The 14782-nt window shown below is 73.7% G+C and carries 11 protein-coding genes; 8 read left to right on the forward strand and 3 right to left on the reverse strand.

Annotated elements, in window-relative coordinates:
* Positions 1-62: 62 nt before the first annotated feature.
* Positions 63-302 carry a hypothetical protein gene (locus tag ACFYYJ_RS14055; RefSeq protein WP_385133822.1) on the reverse strand — a complete coding sequence of 80 codons (240 nt, stop codon included), beginning with the start codon at positions 300-302 and terminating at the stop codon, positions 63-65.
* Positions 303-358: 56 nt separating this feature from the next.
* Entirely contained in the window at positions 359-2341 is a 1983-nt protein-coding gene (locus ACFYYJ_RS14060; RefSeq protein ID WP_389131992.1) for a 4-alpha-glucanotransferase, read from the reverse strand.
* Positions 2342-2561: 220 nt separating this feature from the next.
* Here ACFYYJ_RS14060 and ACFYYJ_RS14065 point away from each other — a divergent pair, with 220 nt between their 5' ends.
* Positions 2562-5561 carry a beta-N-acetylglucosaminidase domain-containing protein gene (locus ACFYYJ_RS14065; protein ID WP_389131995.1) on the forward strand — a complete coding sequence of 1000 codons (3000 nt, stop codon included), beginning with the start codon at positions 2562-2564 and terminating at the stop codon, positions 5559-5561.
* A gap of 218 nt (positions 5562-5779) precedes the next feature.
* Here ACFYYJ_RS14065 and ACFYYJ_RS14070 read toward each other — a convergent pair whose 3' ends face one another.
* Complete coding sequence (locus ACFYYJ_RS14070) at positions 5780-6316, reverse strand: HNH endonuclease (RefSeq protein ID WP_385129501.1); 537 nt, start codon at positions 6314-6316, stop codon at positions 5780-5782.
* Between the two features lie 269 nt (positions 6317-6585).
* On the opposite strand from ACFYYJ_RS14070, the gene ACFYYJ_RS14075 reads away from it, so the two are divergent.
* From ACFYYJ_RS14075 to ACFYYJ_RS14105, 7 genes are all read left to right on the forward strand, one after another.
* Positions 6586-7668: a mechanosensitive ion channel family protein gene (locus ACFYYJ_RS14075; protein ID WP_385129499.1), complete on the forward strand. Its 1083-nt coding sequence runs from the start codon at positions 6586-6588 to the stop codon at positions 7666-7668.
* Positions 7669-7873: 205 nt separating this feature from the next.
* Entirely contained in the window at positions 7874-9091 is a 1218-nt protein-coding gene (locus ACFYYJ_RS14080; protein ID WP_389132000.1) for an ROK family transcriptional regulator, read from the forward strand.
* Between the two features lie 124 nt (positions 9092-9215).
* The gene (locus tag ACFYYJ_RS14085) at positions 9216-10550 is read left to right on the forward strand and encodes an ABC transporter substrate-binding protein (protein WP_389132003.1); all 1335 of its coding nucleotides are present in this window, start codon (positions 9216-9218) and stop codon (positions 10548-10550) included.
* Between the two features lie 6 nt (positions 10551-10556).
* Positions 10557-11501, forward strand: coding sequence for a carbohydrate ABC transporter permease (locus tag ACFYYJ_RS14090; protein WP_385361056.1), 945 nt, complete (start codon positions 10557-10559; stop codon positions 11499-11501).
* Entirely contained in the window at positions 11498-12355 is an 858-nt protein-coding gene (locus ACFYYJ_RS14095; RefSeq protein ID WP_389132007.1) for a carbohydrate ABC transporter permease, read from the forward strand. The genes ACFYYJ_RS14090 and ACFYYJ_RS14095 overlap by 4 nt, the downstream gene beginning before the upstream one ends.
* Positions 12356-12361: 6 nt before the next feature.
* Positions 12362-13627, forward strand: a complete 1266-nt coding sequence (locus tag ACFYYJ_RS14100; protein ID WP_389132011.1) for a 6-phospho-beta-glucosidase — start codon at positions 12362-12364, stop codon at positions 13625-13627.
* Positions 13618-14646 carry an N-acetylglucosamine kinase gene (locus tag ACFYYJ_RS14105; protein WP_389132014.1) on the forward strand — a complete coding sequence of 343 codons (1029 nt, stop codon included), beginning with the start codon at positions 13618-13620 and terminating at the stop codon, positions 14644-14646. Before ACFYYJ_RS14100 ends, ACFYYJ_RS14105 begins: the two co-directional genes overlap by 10 nt.
* Positions 14647-14782 lie beyond the last annotated feature (136 nt).

Consider the following 14782-nt stretch of genomic DNA (forward strand, 5'->3'; position numbering starts at 1 on the left):
GGCGGTGCGGACCCCCGGCGCCCCGGGAAGTATGTGGTGCCGCCCCTACGGGGTCGGCCCGATCAGGCCTGCTTCTGCGGCTTGTCCGACTTGTCGAGGACCATCACCAGACCCGCGATGACCAGGAACAGCACGATCGGCAGGGCCACGTACAGGCCGAGCGTCGCGCCGACGCTCAGGCCCTGGCCCGGGTCGTCGCCGTCGTCGCGGGTGAGCGCGAGGGCGGGAGACGTCATCAGCAGCATCATCAGCGCAGATCCGGCCGTGACGGCGCCGGCGCGCAGAGCGTTCTTCTTGTCCACGGTGCCAAACTAGCGAACGCCCCGACGGCCCGCGCGCCCGGGGGTGCCGTACGGGGTCAGGCCCCCTTCCGCAGGGCCCTCAGCAGGGCGTTCGCCCGGGGCGAGGCGGCCAGTTCCTCCAGCGTCAGCGGCCGTCCGTCGGCGTCGGCGACCGGCAGCCGCCAATTGGGGTACTGGTCCCAGGTGCCCGGCAGGTTCTGCGGCCGCCGGTCCCCCACCGCGTCCGGCAGCCATACGCCGACCAGCCGGGCGGGGGTGCGCAGCAGGAAGGCGTACAGGGCCCGTACGGCGGCCTCCTCGTCCCCGGTGTCCAGGCCCAACCCGCCGAGCAGTTCCAGCCACTCGGCGGTGTCGGCGGCGTCCTCGGCCCGCTCCCGCTCGACGGGGCGCGCCAGCAGGCCGAGCCGGTCGCGCAGTTCCACGTGGGTCCCGGCCAGCTTGGCGGCCGTGGGCGGCAGATCGTGGGTGGTGACGGTGGCCAGGCAGTCGGCCCGCCAGTCCTGTGGCGCGAGCGGTTTGCCGCCGCCGTCCCAGTCCCGCTCGAACCAGAGCACCGAGGTGCCGAGCACCCCGCGCCGGGCCAGCGCCCGGCGCACGCGCGGCTCGACCGTCCCGAGGTCCTCACCGATGACCAGCGCCCCGGCCCGGTGGGCCTCCAGGACCAGGACCGCCAGCATGGCCTCGCCGTCGTACCTGACGTACGTGCCCTCGGCGGGCGGGGTCCCCTCCGGGATCCACCACAGCCGGAACAGGCCCATGACGTGGTCGATGCGCAGGGCGCCCGCGTAGCGGAACACCGAACGCAGCAGGGACCGGAAGGGCTCGTACCGGGTCTCGGCCAACCGGTCGGGCCGCCAGGGCGGCAGCCCCCAGTCCTGCCCGCGCGCGTTGAAGGCGTCGGGCGGCGCGCCCACGGTCATGTGACCGGCGTACCAGTGCGCCCCGAAGCGGTCCGCTCCTTGCGGATGCACCCCGACGGCGAGATCGTGCACGATCCCGACGGCCATGCCCGACTCCCGGGCCACCCGCTGGGCACCGGCGAGCTGGGCGTCGGTCAGCCAGACCAGCCAGCGATGGAAGTCGGCCCGCTCCTTCGGGTCCTCCCCCGCGTGCCCGGCGCACCAGGTGGCGTGGACGTCCAGCGGGACCCCCTGCTCCGCGCAGAAGGACCGGTACGCGGCCTCCCGTTCGGCCGTCCGCGGGACGGCGTACAGCAACTCCAGGGCGGCGCGCTTCAGTTCCCAGACCGCGTCCCGGTCGATCAGCTCCCCCTTCTCCAGCACCGCGCGGCGCAGCCGCGCACCCCGTACGGCGAGCTCGGCGAGGGCCTCCCGCTCCGGGCACAGGGCGTACTCCGGGACGTCCTCGATCCTCAGGTGGACCGGGTCCGGGAAGCGGCGCGAGGAGGGGCGGTAGGGGGACGGGTCGGTCGGGGTGCCGGGCACGGCCGCGTGCAGCGGGTTGACCTGGATGAAGCCGGCGCCGTGGGTGCGCCCGGCCCAGCGGGCGAGTTCGGCGAGGTCGCCGAGGTCGCCCATGCCCCAGGAGCGTTCGGAGAGCAGCGAGTACAGCTGGACGAGCACCCCGTGGGCCCGCTCGGGCGCGGCGGGCGCACGCTCCGGGGCCACGATCAGGGTGGCCCCGCCGACTTCGCCGTCCGGCGTGGTGACGTCGATCCGGTGCACCCCGAACGGCAGCCCGGCGGGCGCCCCGTCAGGACCGACGACCCACTCGACGACCGCCCCCGACTCCTCCGGTTCCAGCCGGACCCGCGTCCCCGCCGGCAGCCCGGCCAGTTCGGCCGGTGGCGGCTCGCCCTCCCACCACACCAGCGTCCGCGGCAACAGCCGCTCCCGCGCCCCCCGTTCGGCCGACTCCAGACCCGCCCGGACGTCCTCGGGGGTGTCGGTGCAGACTCCGAGCATCCCGAGTACGGCGGCGACCGTGGCCCGCGGTACCGGGACGTCGACGTCCGCGGCGGGCTGGTAGGCGGTGGCCACGCCGTGCAGGGCCGCGAGCCGGGCCAGGTCGTCGTCCATGGGCGCACTCCTTTGTGCTGAGGGTGGGTCGGCGCCCGGTCAACACCGGCGCGGCACCCCGGGACACGGCCGCGAACACAGCAGCCCTACCCAGTACGGGGCATCGCATTCCTGGCGTATCCCGGTCAGATCACCCATCCGCATTGACACTCCAGCCGCACGGGTGGTGGGCTCGGGCTCATCCGTACGGACGGGGGACGTCCCGGGACGAGGAGGCTCTGTGCAGCTCAGGGGCAGGAAGCGGACGACGGCAGCCGCGGTGGCGGTGATCGGTTCGCTGCTGGGCGGGGCCGCGGGCTCCGCCCCGATCGGCATGTTCGCGATCGTCGCCGGTCCGGCCGGGCCGGACCGCGAACCGGCCGCCGTCGCCGGCGCGGGCGCTTCCGCCGAGCTCGTCCTCGACCCCGCCGCCAACCCGCCGCGCACCGCCGCCGAGGGACCCGCCGTGTGGCCCCGGCCGCAGTCGATGACCGCCGATCCGGCGCGCGAGGTGCCCCTGGGTACGGAGGCCGTGCTGGTGGCCCCGGACGACGCGGACCCCAATGCCGTCCGGGTGGTGAAGGAGGCCCTGCGCGCGGCGGGCGTCCGCACCGTCCGCGAAGCCGCCCCCGGGGCCCCGCTGCCCGCGCACGGCACCGTCGTACGCCTCCAGGGCCCGGACGCCCAGGAGGCGCTGCGGGCGCTGGGGGCGGCCGCGCCCGGTGACCTGCCGGAGGGGGGTTACCGGCTGGCCGTGGGACGGCCCGGCGGCCGGGACACGGTCGCACTGGCCGGGGTCGGCGAGGACGGGCTGTTCCACGCGGCGCAGACGCTGCGTCAACTGCTGGCCGCGGGCGCCGGGAAGGCGCCCGGGGTACTGGTGCGGGACTGGCCGGCGGCGCCGGTGCGCGGGATCACCGAGGGTTTCTACGGGGAGCCGTGGACCGGGGAACAGCGCGTGGCCCAGGTGGAGTTCATGGGCCGCACCAAGCAGAACCGACTGCTGATCGCGCCCGGCGACGACCCGTACCGGACGACGGGCTGGCGCCAGGAGTACCCGGTCGAGCGGCAGGGTGAGTTCCGCGCGCTGGCGGAGAAGGCCCGCGCCAACCGGGTCGTACTGGGCTGGGCGGTTTCTCCCGGCCAGTCGATGTGCCTGTCCTCGGCGGCCGACCGGGCCGCCCTCGCCCGCAAGCTGGACGCGATGTGGGAGCTGGGGTTCCGCGCCTTCCAGGTGCAGTTCCAGGACGTGAGCTACTCCGAGTGGGGCTGCCGCGAGGACCGCGAGAAGTACGGGCGGGGGCCCGCGGCGGCCGCGAAGGCGCACGCGGAGGTCTCGAACGAACTCGCGGCGCACCTGGCGGCCCGGAAGGACCGGGAGACGGCCGCGCTGTCGCTGCTGCCGACGGAGTACCACCAGCAGGGCTCCACCACCTACCGCAAGGCCCTGGCGGCCGCGCTGGACCCGCGGGTCGAGGTGGCCTGGACGGGCGTGGGCGTGGTCCCGCGCACGATCACCGGGAAGGAGGTGGCCGGGGCGCGGTCGACGATGGGCCACCCGCTGGTCACCATGGACAACTACCCGGTCAACGACTGGGATCCGGCCCGGATCTTCCTCGGCCCCTACGCGGGTCGCGAGCCGGCGGTGGCGGGCGGCTCGGCGGCGCTGCTGGCCAACGCGATGCCGCAGGGCACCCTGTCGCGGATCCCGCTGTTCACGGCGGCCGACTTCGCGTGGAACCCGCGCGGTTACCGGGCCGGGGAGTCCTGGGCCGCGGCGGTGCGCGAGCTCGCGGGCCCGGACGCGCGGGCGCGGGAGGCGGTGGCGGCGCTGGCCGGGAACACCGCGTCCTCGGGTCTGAAGCTGGAGGAGTCGGCGTATCTGAAGCCTCTGGTCGACCAGTTCTGGAAGGCCCGCGCGGCGGGCGACCCGGCGGCCGGGACCGAACTGCGCAAGGCCTTCACGGTCCTGCGGGAGGCGCCCGCCCGGCTGCCGTCGCTGTCGGCCGAGGCCGGTCCCTGGCTGGACCGGCTGGCGCGCTACGGGACCGCCGGGGAGCTGGCGCTCGACGTACTCCAGGCCCAGGCCAAGAGCGACGGGACGGCCGCGTGGAAGGCGTCCCAGGCCCTGGACCGGGCCCGGCAGGCGCTGGCCGAACCGGGCACGGTGCGGGTGGACAAGGCCGTACTGGACCCGTTCCTCAAGCAGGCCGCCGCGGAGGCCGACGCGTGGACGGGCGCCGCGCGCAAGACGGGCACGGTGACGAAGGACGCGAACAGCTGGACGGTGCGGCTGGACGCGGCGCGCCCGGTGTCGGCGGTGACGGTGATGACGGACCCGCTCCCGGCGGGCGCGCGGGGCGCGGCGGTGGAGGTCGAGGTGCCCGGCGAGGGCTGGCGCAAGGTGGCCGAGGCCGCCGCCTCCGGCTGGACCCAGGTGGACACGGGCGGGGTGCGCGCGGACGCGGTGCGCCTTTCCTGGGCGGGCGCGGGTGCCGCGCCCTCGGTGCACCAGGTGGTGCCGTGGCTCGGGGACGGCCCGCAGGCCCGGTTCGAGCTGGCGGACGGTGCGGCCGACGCGGAGATCGGCGGCACGACGCAGAAGGTGTCGGCGAAGCTGACCGCGCTGGGCGCGGGCGAGGTCCGCGGGCCGCTGACGGCGAAGCCGCCGGCGGGCGTGTCGGTCGGGCTGCCGGGGACCGTGGTGGCCCCGCGCGGCGGGCAGGTGTCGATCCCGGTGGAGGTCGGCGTGGCCCCGGGGACGGCGCCGGGCACCTATGCGGTCCCGGTCACCTTCGGCGGGGAGACCCGCACCCTGACGGTGCGTGCGGTGCCGCGCACGGGCGGGCCGGACCTGCTGCGCACGGCGCGGGCGAGTTCCTCGGGGGACGAGACCGCGGACTTCCCGGCGTCGGCGGCGGTCGACGGCTATCCGAACACCCGTTGGTCCTCGCCCGCGGTGGACGGCGCGTGGTGGCAGGCCGAACTGCGCGCCCCGGCCCGGATCGGGCGCCTGGAGCTGCACTGGCAGGAGGCGTACCCGTCGGCGTACCGGGTGGAGACCTCCGCGGACGGCACGACGTGGCGCCCGGCGGCCACCGTCCCCGCCTCCCGCGGCGGCCGCGAGACGGTCCGCGTGGACGCCCCCGGCTCCCGCTTCGTCCGGGTGACGTGCGAGAAGCGCGCGACCCGCTTCGGCTGTTCGCTCTGGGGCGCGGAGGCGTACGCGGTGACCCCGTAAGCCCGCGGCGCCGCTGTCTGGGGCTCCGCCCCGAACCCCCGCGGCGCGGAACCCCGCCCAAAACACCCCCCCCCGCGGGGGGGGGCGGGGGGGGGGGGGGGGGCCCCGGCGCCCCGGGCGCCCCCCCCCCCCCCCCCCGCCCCCCCCCCCCCGGGGTCCGGGGCGGAGCCCCGGGAAGCCGGGCCGCCGCCGCACACGGACCGGTGGCCCCGCGGCAGCTACCCGGCCGCGACCCCGATGCGCTCCAGCGCGTCCTCGGCCCCGTACGGCTGGAGGTACGGCATCCACCGCGGATCCCGGTGCCCCGTGCCGATGATCCGCCAGGCCAGCCCGGACGGCGGCGCCGGCTGGTGGCGCAGGCGCCAGCCGAGGTCGACGAGGTGGCGGTCGGCCTTGACGTGGTTGCAGCGGCGGCACGCGGCGACGACGTTGTCCCATGCGTGCTGGCCGCCCCGACTGCGCGGGATGACGTGGTCGACGCTGGTGGCGACGGCACCGCAGTACATGCAGCGCCCCCCGTCACGCGCGAACAGGGCGCGCCGGGTGAGTGGAACGGGCCCCCGGTAGGGGACCCGTACGAAGCGCTTGAGTCGGACCACGCTGGGCGCGGGGACGACCCTCGTCGCGCTGTGCAGATAGGCGCCGGATTCTTCCAGGGAGACGGCCTTGTTCTCCAGGACGAGGACGAGCGCGCGGCGGAGCGGTACGACGCCGAGGGGCTCGTACGACGCGTTGAGGACCAGGACGTGCGGCACGGACTGCCTCCTTGTACGCCGGCGGCGCGTGGCTCGCGCCGGGACGATCTGCTCTCCAGTCTCTCCTTATGGCTGGTCGAAGCGCCACCACGCGCCCGTAACGGGTCCGGGGTGTTTTCAACCACACCTGCTTCCTGCCCAGGTGAGTCCCGTCTCTCCCTCGAACAGGAAGCCCCTCGGTAAACACGTCGCAGGGATTGCCCCGTTAGTGTGGTTGGTCTGCCCGCACACCCCTTCCGGGCAGACCGCTATACCTGGAGGTTCCCGTCGTGCCCTGGCCCGCCGCTCTGCTGCCGCTGGCAGCGGACGTTCCGGACGCGCCCGCCTCGGTCAAAGAGGCGCAGGAGAGCGTCACCGAGGCCGCGAGCTTCATCGAACAGAACTGGGCCACCTGGCTGAGCATCGGCCTGCGGATCCTGCTGATCGTCGTGATCGCGGCCGCACTGCGCTCGGTGGTCCGCAAGGCGCTGACCAAGCTCATAAACCGGATGAACACCAGCGCCGAGGCCGTCGAGGGCACCGCCCTGGGCGGGCTGCTGGTCAATGCCGAGCGCCGGCGCCAGCGCTCGGAGGCCATCGGTTCGGTCCTGCGCTCGGTGGCTTCGTTCCTGATCCTCGGCACGGCCGCGCTGATGGTGCTGGCCGCCCTGAAGATCGACCTGGCCCCGCTGCTGGCGAGTGCCGGTGTGGCCGGTGTGGCGATCGGTTTCGGCGCCCGCAACCTGGTGACCGACTTCCTGTCCGGCGTCTTCATGATCATGGAGGACCAGTACGGCGTCGGCGACAAGATCGACGCCGGGGTGGCCTCGGGCGAGGTCATCGAGGTCGGCCTGCGGGTCACCAAGCTGCGCGGGGACAACGGCGAGATCTGGTACGTGCGCAACGGCGAGATCAAGCGGATCGGCAACCTCAGCCAGGGCTGGGCGACCGCGAGCGTGGACGTGCAGGTCAAGCCTTCGGAGAACCTGACCCGGATCCGCGAGGTGGTCCAGGAGGTCGCCGACACCCTGGCGAAGGAGTCCCCGTGGGACGAGCGCCTGTGGGGTCCGGTGGAGGTGCTGGGTCTGGACGAGGTGCTGCTGGCCTCGATGACCGTGAAGGTGTCGGCGAAGACGATGCCCGGCAAGCAGTTCGCGGTGGAGCGGGAGCTGCGCTGGCGGATCAAGGAGGCCTTCGACGCCGCGGGCATCCGGATCATCGGCGGCGCGGCCGCGCCCGCCGAAGAGGAGGAGGCCCCGGCGGACCCGACGGCCGCCGTCGCCGCCCCCTCGGCACTGGCGAACCCGGCCTCCCCACAGTCCCTGGCCACCGCCCCGATCCCGGCGCCCGGCGGCCCGAGGATCACCAAGTAGCACCGAGCGCGCCTTCCCCGCCGCCCCGCAGGTCGATCCTGCGGGGCAGCGGCATTGACAGGGCCCGAACGGTGATAGGAAACTTACCTAACAGTTCTCCACGGCCAGTCCGTCGGTGCTTCCGTCCGTTGGTACTTCCGTCCGTCAGTGCTTCCGTCAGTCCGTCAGTCCGTCAGTCCTGCTCCGGCGAGAGAGAGACCGCGCCATGCCCGCCGCCACGCCCGGAACACCCAGCCTGCTGCGCGCCATGAACGACCGGGCCGCACTCGAACTGCTGCTGGCGCACGGGCCCCTCTCCCGGACCCGGATCGGCAACCTGACCGGGCTGTCCAAGCCCACCGCCTCGCAGCTGCTGGCCCGCCTGGAGGCCGCCGGACTCGTCGTGGCCACCGGCACCGACGACGGCCGCCCCGGCCCCAGTGCCCAGCTGTACTCCGTCAACCCGCGGGCCGCGTACGTCGGCGGACTGGACGTCACCCCGGGCCGGGTGCTCGCGGCCGTCGCCGACCTCACCGGCACCGTGGTCGGCACGCACGAGGTGCCGTACACCGAGGGTGCCGAGGCCGTCGAGCAGGTGACCGAGGCCCTCGGCGAGGCGGTCAAGGCCGCCGGACTGCACCGCTCCGACCTGCGCCGGGTGGTCATCGCCACCCCGGGCGCGTTCGACCCGCAGACCGGGCGGCTGCGCTACGCCGGCCACCTCCCGGGCTGGCACTCCCCCACGCTCCTCGACGAGCTGGCCGCGGCCCTGCCGATGCCCGTCGAGTACGAGAACGACGTCAACCTCGCGGCCGTCGCCGAGCAGCGCCTCGGCGCGGCCCGCGGCCACGAGGACTTCGTCCTGTTGTGGAACGAGGAGGGGCTCGGCGCCGCCCTCGTGCTCGGCGGCCGGCTGCACCGCGGCTGGACCGGCGGCGCGGGCGAGGTGGGCTTCCTGCCCGTGCCGGGCCACCCCCTGGTCCGCCGGCCGGCCCGCGCCAACACCGGCGGCTACCAGGAGCTGGCCGGCGCACAGGTGGTGCCGGGCCTCGCCGCCGAACTGGGCGTGGAGGCCGAACCCGCGCCCCCGGCGGGTGACCCGTACGGCCCCGAGGTCGGTGCCGCCGTCGCTCTCCTCGTCCGGGCCTCCGCCACGCCCGAAGGGCCCCACCTGCGCTTCCTCCAGTCGTACGCCACCCTGCTGGCCACCGGCCTCGCCTCGCTCGTGGCCGTCCTCGACCCGGAGATCGTGGTCCTCTCCGGTGCCGTGATCGCCGCCGGCGGCGACCCGCTGCGCAGGCTCCTGGAGGAGGAGCTCGCCGAACTGGCCCCCTCCCGCCCGCGCCTGGTCTCCGGCGAGGTCCCGGACCGTCCGGTGCTGCGCGGCGCCCTGGAGACCGCGCTGGCCGCCACCCGCGACGAGGTCTTCGACACCTCCCGCTGACCCCACACCCGGACCCGTTCCCGCACACCCGCACACCCGCACCACGTCCGCACACCCCACACCCGCGCGCACCCCCACTGGCACCCCCCATCGGTAGTTCCTCCCGCAGAGAGTGAGCCCCGCCATGCCCAGAACCGGACGCCCGATCACCGCGACCGTCCTCCTCGCCGCGATATCCCTCCTGGCCGGCGCCTGTACGGGCCAGGGAGGCGCCACCGCCTCCGACGACCCGAAGGCCCAGGTCACGCTCAACTTCTGGCACGGCTGGTCCGCGCCGGGCGAGGTGAAGGCGATCGAGGAGAACATCGCCCGCTTCACCAAGGCGCACCCGAACATCAAGGTCGAGGTCACCGGCAACATGACCGACGACAAGATCAACCAGGCGCTGCGCGCCGGCGGGGACAAGGCCCCCGACGTGGTCTCCTCCTTCACCACCGACAGCGTCGGCAAGTTCTGCAACTCCCGCGCCTTCGCCGACCTGAACCCCTTCCTCGCCAAGTCCGGGATCGACAAGACCAAGGTCTTCCCCAAAACCCTGCTGGAGTACACCCAGTTCAACGGCAACCAGTGCACGCTGCCGCTGCTGAACGACGCGTACGGCCTCGTCTACAACAAGACCGCGTTCGCGGACGCCGGCATCACCGAACCCCCCAAGACCTGGAGCCAGTTCACCGAGGTCGCGCTGAAGCTGACGAAGCCGAAGGGGGATTCGTACGAGAGGGTCGGCCTGATGCCCACCTTCCACGGCTACGAGACCACCCCCATGCGGCTGGCCGCGCAGTGGAGCCCGACGTACTTCGGCGCCGACGGCAAGTCCAACCTGGCCAAGGACCCGGCCTTCGCGCAGATGCTGACCGCGCAGAAGGACCTGGTGGCCAAGCTCGGCGGCTACGAGAAGCTGGAGCGCTTCCGCAACACCTTCGGTGACGAGTGGAGCGCCGAACACCCCTTCCACACGGGCCAGGTCGCCATGCAGGTCGACGGCGAATGGCGGGCCTCGATGGCCCAGGAGGCCGGGGTGAAGTTCGAGGTCGGCACCGCGCCGCTGCCCGTGCCCGACGACCGGCTCGACGACTACGGCAAGGGCTACCTGTCGGGCACGATCATGGGCATCGCCGGAGGCAGCAAGAAGCAGAACGCCGCCTGGGAGCTGGTCAAGTACATGACCACCGACACCGAGGCGGTGGTGGCCTTCGCCAACGCCATCCACAACGTGCCGTCCACGATGGCGGCCCTGGAGTCCCCGGCCCTCCAGGTGACCCCGGAGTTCAAGACCTTCATCGACATCGCGCGGCACCCGAAGTCCAACACCACCCCGGCCCAGGCCGACGGGGGCACCTACCAGCTGACCTTCCAGGACTTCGCGTACGCGGTGGAGAAGGGCGACGTCGCCGACGTCCCGGCCGGACTCGCCAAGACCGACCAGCAGATCGACACGGACATCGCGAAGGCCGAGTAGCCCCCGATGACGACCACGAACCCGTTGCGGTCCAAGCGCCGCCGCGCCGCGCTGCGCACCGCGGCCTTCATGTCCCCCTGGCTCATCGGCTTCGGCTTCTTCTTCGCCTACCCGCTGCTGTCCACCGTGTACTTCTCCTTCACCCGGTACGACGGCTTCCGACCGCCCGCCTTCAACGGCCTGGACAACTGGACCTATGTCTTCACGGACTATCCGCTGTTCTGGCCCGCGATGGGCAACACCCTCTGGCTGGTGGTGGTCATGGTCTCCTGCCGGGTCGTCTTCGGCTTCGGGGTCGGCCTGCTCATCACGAAGATCAAGACGGGGGCGGGGATCTTCCGGACCCTCTTCTACCTGCCCTACCTGGCCCCGCCCGTCGCCGCGACCCTCGCCTTCGTCTTCCTCCTCAACCCCGGCACCGGCCCCGCCAACACCCTCCTGGACGCGGCCGGCCTGCCAACCCCGGGCTGGTTCACCGACGCCGACTGGTCCAAGCCCGCCCTGACCGCCCTCGCACTGTGGGGGGTCGGCGACCTGATGGTCATCTTCATGGCCGCGCTGCTCGACGTACCGAAGGAGCAGTACGAGGCCGCCGAGCTGGACGGGGCCGGGGCCTGGGCGCGGCTGCGCCACATCACCCTGCCGAACATCACGCCGATCATCCTGTTCGCCGTGGTCACCGGAGTCATCCAGGCCATGCAGTACTACACGCAGCCGCTGGTGGCGGGAAAGGTGGCGGCCGGGGTGATCGGCGGCTCCGGCCAGCAGTTCGAGCCGGGCTACCCCGACAAGTCCACCCTCACCCTCCCCCAGCTCGTCTACAACGCCGGCTTCCAGCGCTTCGACTACGGCACCGCCTGCGTCATCGCCCTGGTGCTCTTCGCCCTCTCCATGGCCTTCACCGCGCTCCTGATGCGCCGCCGCGGCGGACTGATCGGAGCGGACGCGTGAGCGCGGCCGGCGCCGTGGGCGCACGCGACCGCAGGGCCGTCCTGCACTGGATCGGGGTGCACGCACTGGGCGTGGCCGCAGCCCTGTTCTTCGTCCTCCCCTTCGTCTTCCTGCTGCTCACCTCCCTGATGGGCGACCGGCAGGCCCTCACCCGCGACCTGTGGCCGGACACCTGGGAATGGGGCAACTACGCCACGGTCTGGCACACCCCGGGCTTCCTCACGTGGTGGCGCAACACCCTGCTGTACGCGGGGCTCGGCACGCTCCTGACCGTGGTCTCCTCGGTGCCCGTCGCCTACGCGCTCGCCAAGTTCCGCTTCCACGGGCGACGACTCTCGCTGCTGCTCGTGATCTCCATGATGATGCTGCCGCCGCAGGTGGTGGTCATCCCCATGTACCTCTTCTGGGCGAAACAGCTCGACCTGTCGGGCACCCTGTGGCCGCTGATCGTTCCGATGGCCTTCGGCGACGCGTTCTCCATCTTCCTGCTCCGCCAGTTCCTGCTGACCATCCCCGACGAGTACCTCGACGCCGCCCGCGTCGACGGCTGCGGGGAGGTGCGCACCCTGCTGCGCGTGGTCCTGCCGATGGCGAAGCCGGGGATCGCGGCGGTCGCCCTGTTCCAGTTCTTCTGCGCCTGGAACGACTACTTCGGCCCGCAGATCTACGCCTCGGACAACCCGGCCGCCTGGACCCTCAGCTACGGGCTGGAGTCCTTCAAGGGCGCCCACCACACCAACTGGAACCTGACCATGGCCGCGACCGTACTGGTCATGGCCCCGGTGATCGTCCTCTTCTTCTTCGCCCAGAAGGCGTTCGTCGAAGGCGTCACCCTGACCGGAGTGAAAGGCTGACGACTGATGAAACTCGCAGTGGTGGGCGGCGGTTCCACCTACACCCCCGAGCTGATCGACGGCTTCGCACGGCTGCGCGACACCCTGCCCGTCACCGAGCTCGTGCTGATCGACCCGGCCGCCGAACGGCTGGAGCTGATCGGCGGCCTCGCCCGCCGGATCTTCGCCCGGCAGGACCACCCGGCCCGGGTCACCACCACCGCCGACCTCGACGCGGGCGTCGACGGCGCCGACGCGGTACTGCTCCAGCTCCGCGTCGGCGGGCAGGCGGCCCGGCTCCAGGACGAGACCTGGCCGCTGGAGTGCGGCTGCGTCGGGCAGGAGACCACGGGGGCGGGCGGGCTCGCCAAGGCGCTGCGCACCGTCCCGGTGGTCCTCGACATCGCCGAACGGGTGCGCCGTGCCAACCCGGACGCCTGGATCGTCGACTTCACCAACCCGGTCGGGATCGTCACTCGGGCCCTGCTCGCCGCCGGGCACAAGGCGGTCGGGCTGTGCAACGTGGCCATCGGCTTCCAGCGCAGGTTCGCCGCCCTGCTGGACGTGGCCCCGGCCGACGTCCACCTCGACCACGTCGGCCTCAACCACCTGACCTGGGAGCGGGGCGTACGCCTCGGCGGACCCGACGGGGAGGACCTGCTGCCCCGACTGCTCGCGGAGCACGGGGAGTCGATCGCCGCCCAGCTCCACCTGCCGCGCACGCTCCTGGACCGGCTCGGCGTGGTGCCCTCGTACTACCTGCGCTACTTCTACGCCCACGACGAGGTCGTACGGGAACAGGGCACCACGCCCTCAAGGGCCGCCGAGGTCGCCGCGATGGAGCGGGAACTGCTCGCCCTGTACGCGGATCCCGCGCTGGACGAGAAGCCGGCGCTGCTCGCCAAGCGCGGCGGGGCCTTCTACTCGGAGGCGGCGGTGGACCTGGCGGCCGCCCTGCTGGGCGACGGCGGCTCGCCGATCCAGGTGGTCAACACCCTCAACAACGGCACCCTGCCGTTCCTCCCCGACGACGCGGTGATCGAGGTGCAGGCCCGTGTCGGCGCCTCCGGCCCCGTGCCGCTGCCCGTGCCCCGACTGGACCCGCTGTTCTCCGGACTGGTCGCGCACGTGACGGCGTACGAGGACCTCGCGCTCGACGCGGCCCTGCGCGGCGGTCGCGAACGGGTCTTCAAGGCCCTGCTCGCGCACCCGCTGGTCGGGCAGTACGACCTCGCCGAGGGGCTCACCGACCGGCTCCTCGCGCACAACAAGGAGCACCTGGCGTGGGCCTGACCCTCCCTTCCGTACTGGCGATCGACGCGGGCAACAGCAAGACGGACGCGTCCCTGATCGCCGCCGACGGCACGGTGCTGGGCAGCGGGCGCTCCGGGGGCTTCCAGCCTCCGCGCTCCGGTGTCGAGGCCGCGGTCGACGTCCTCGGGCAGGCCGTCTCGGCGGCGGCCGAGGCAGCGGGGCTGCCCGCGCCGGGGCCCGGATCCCCGTACGCCGCGCAGGTGTCGGCCTGTCTGGCCAACGCGGACCTGCCGGTGGAGGAGCGCCGGCTGACGGAGGCCATCGGCGCCCGCGGCTGGGGCGCGGCCACGGAGGTGCGCAACGATACCTTCGCGATCCTGCGGGCCGGGGTCGAGGAGCCGTGCGGGGTCGCGGTGGTGTGCGGGGCCGGGGTGAACTGCGTCGGGATGACCCCGGACGGGCGCACCGCGCGCTTCCCCGCGCTCGGCCGGATCTCCGGCGACTGGGGCGGCGGGGGCGGTTTGGCCGACGAGGCACTGTGGTTCGCGGCCCGCGCCGAGGACGGGCGGGGCGGGCCGACGGAGCTGGCCCGGGCCCTGCCCGCGCACTTCGGGCTCGCCTCGATGCGGGAGCTGATCGAGGCGCTGCACCTGGGCGGGATCCCGGGCGGGCGGCGGCACGAACTGGTCCCGGTGCTGTTCGCGGTGGCGGCCGGCGGGGACCCCGTGGCGGTCGCGCTGGTGCACCGGCAGGCGGACGAGGTCGTGACCATGGCGACGGTGGCGCTGCGCCGCCTGGAACTCCTCGACCGCGAGGTGCCGGTGGTGCTGGGCGGCGGGGTGCTGACCGCCCGGCACCCGCAGCTGAACGACCGCGTCGCCGAGGGCCTCGCCGAACGGGCCCCGCTCGCCCGGATGCACGTGATCACGGCGCCGCCGGTCCTGGGCTCCGCCCTCCTGGGCCTGGACGCCCTCGGCGCCCCGCCCCCCGCCCACGCGAGGCTGCGCGCGCAGTTCGGGGCCCCGCTCGATGCACGCTCCGCTGCCCGATTCGGGTGAATCCACCCGCGGAGGGGCCGGATCTGGAACCGTGGCGGTCTCGTACGCGTATTGACGATGAAGGGGTGGCGGGCGCGCCGGGGGGTCGGATCGTCCGAGATGGAGCACCGGGTGGTGTGGCGGGCCGACACTGGCG

The sequence above is a fragment of the Streptomyces sp. NPDC002467 genome (genome assembly GCF_042889825.1).
Classification (GTDB): Bacteria; Actinomycetota; Actinomycetes; order Streptomycetales; family Streptomycetaceae; genus Streptomyces.

Bases quoted from the DNA above. Each gene is read 5' to 3' on its own strand.
- ACFYYJ_RS14085 (WP_389132003.1), top strand. From the start codon at position 9,216: ATGCCCAGAACCGGACGCCCGATCACCGCGACCGTCCTCCTCGCCGCG.
- ACFYYJ_RS14060 (WP_389131992.1), bottom strand. From the start codon at position 2,341: ATGGACGACGACCTGGCCCGGCTCGCGGCCCTGCACGGCGTGGCCACC.
- ACFYYJ_RS14080 (WP_389132000.1), top strand. From the start codon at position 7,874: ATGCCCGCCGCCACGCCCGGAACACCCAGCCTGCTGCGCGCCATGAAC.
- ACFYYJ_RS14090 (WP_385361056.1), top strand. From the start codon at position 10,557: ATGACGACCACGAACCCGTTGCGGTCCAAGCGCCGCCGCGCCGCGCTG.
- ACFYYJ_RS14100 (WP_389132011.1), top strand. From the start codon at position 12,362: ATGAAACTCGCAGTGGTGGGCGGCGGTTCCACCTACACCCCCGAGCTG.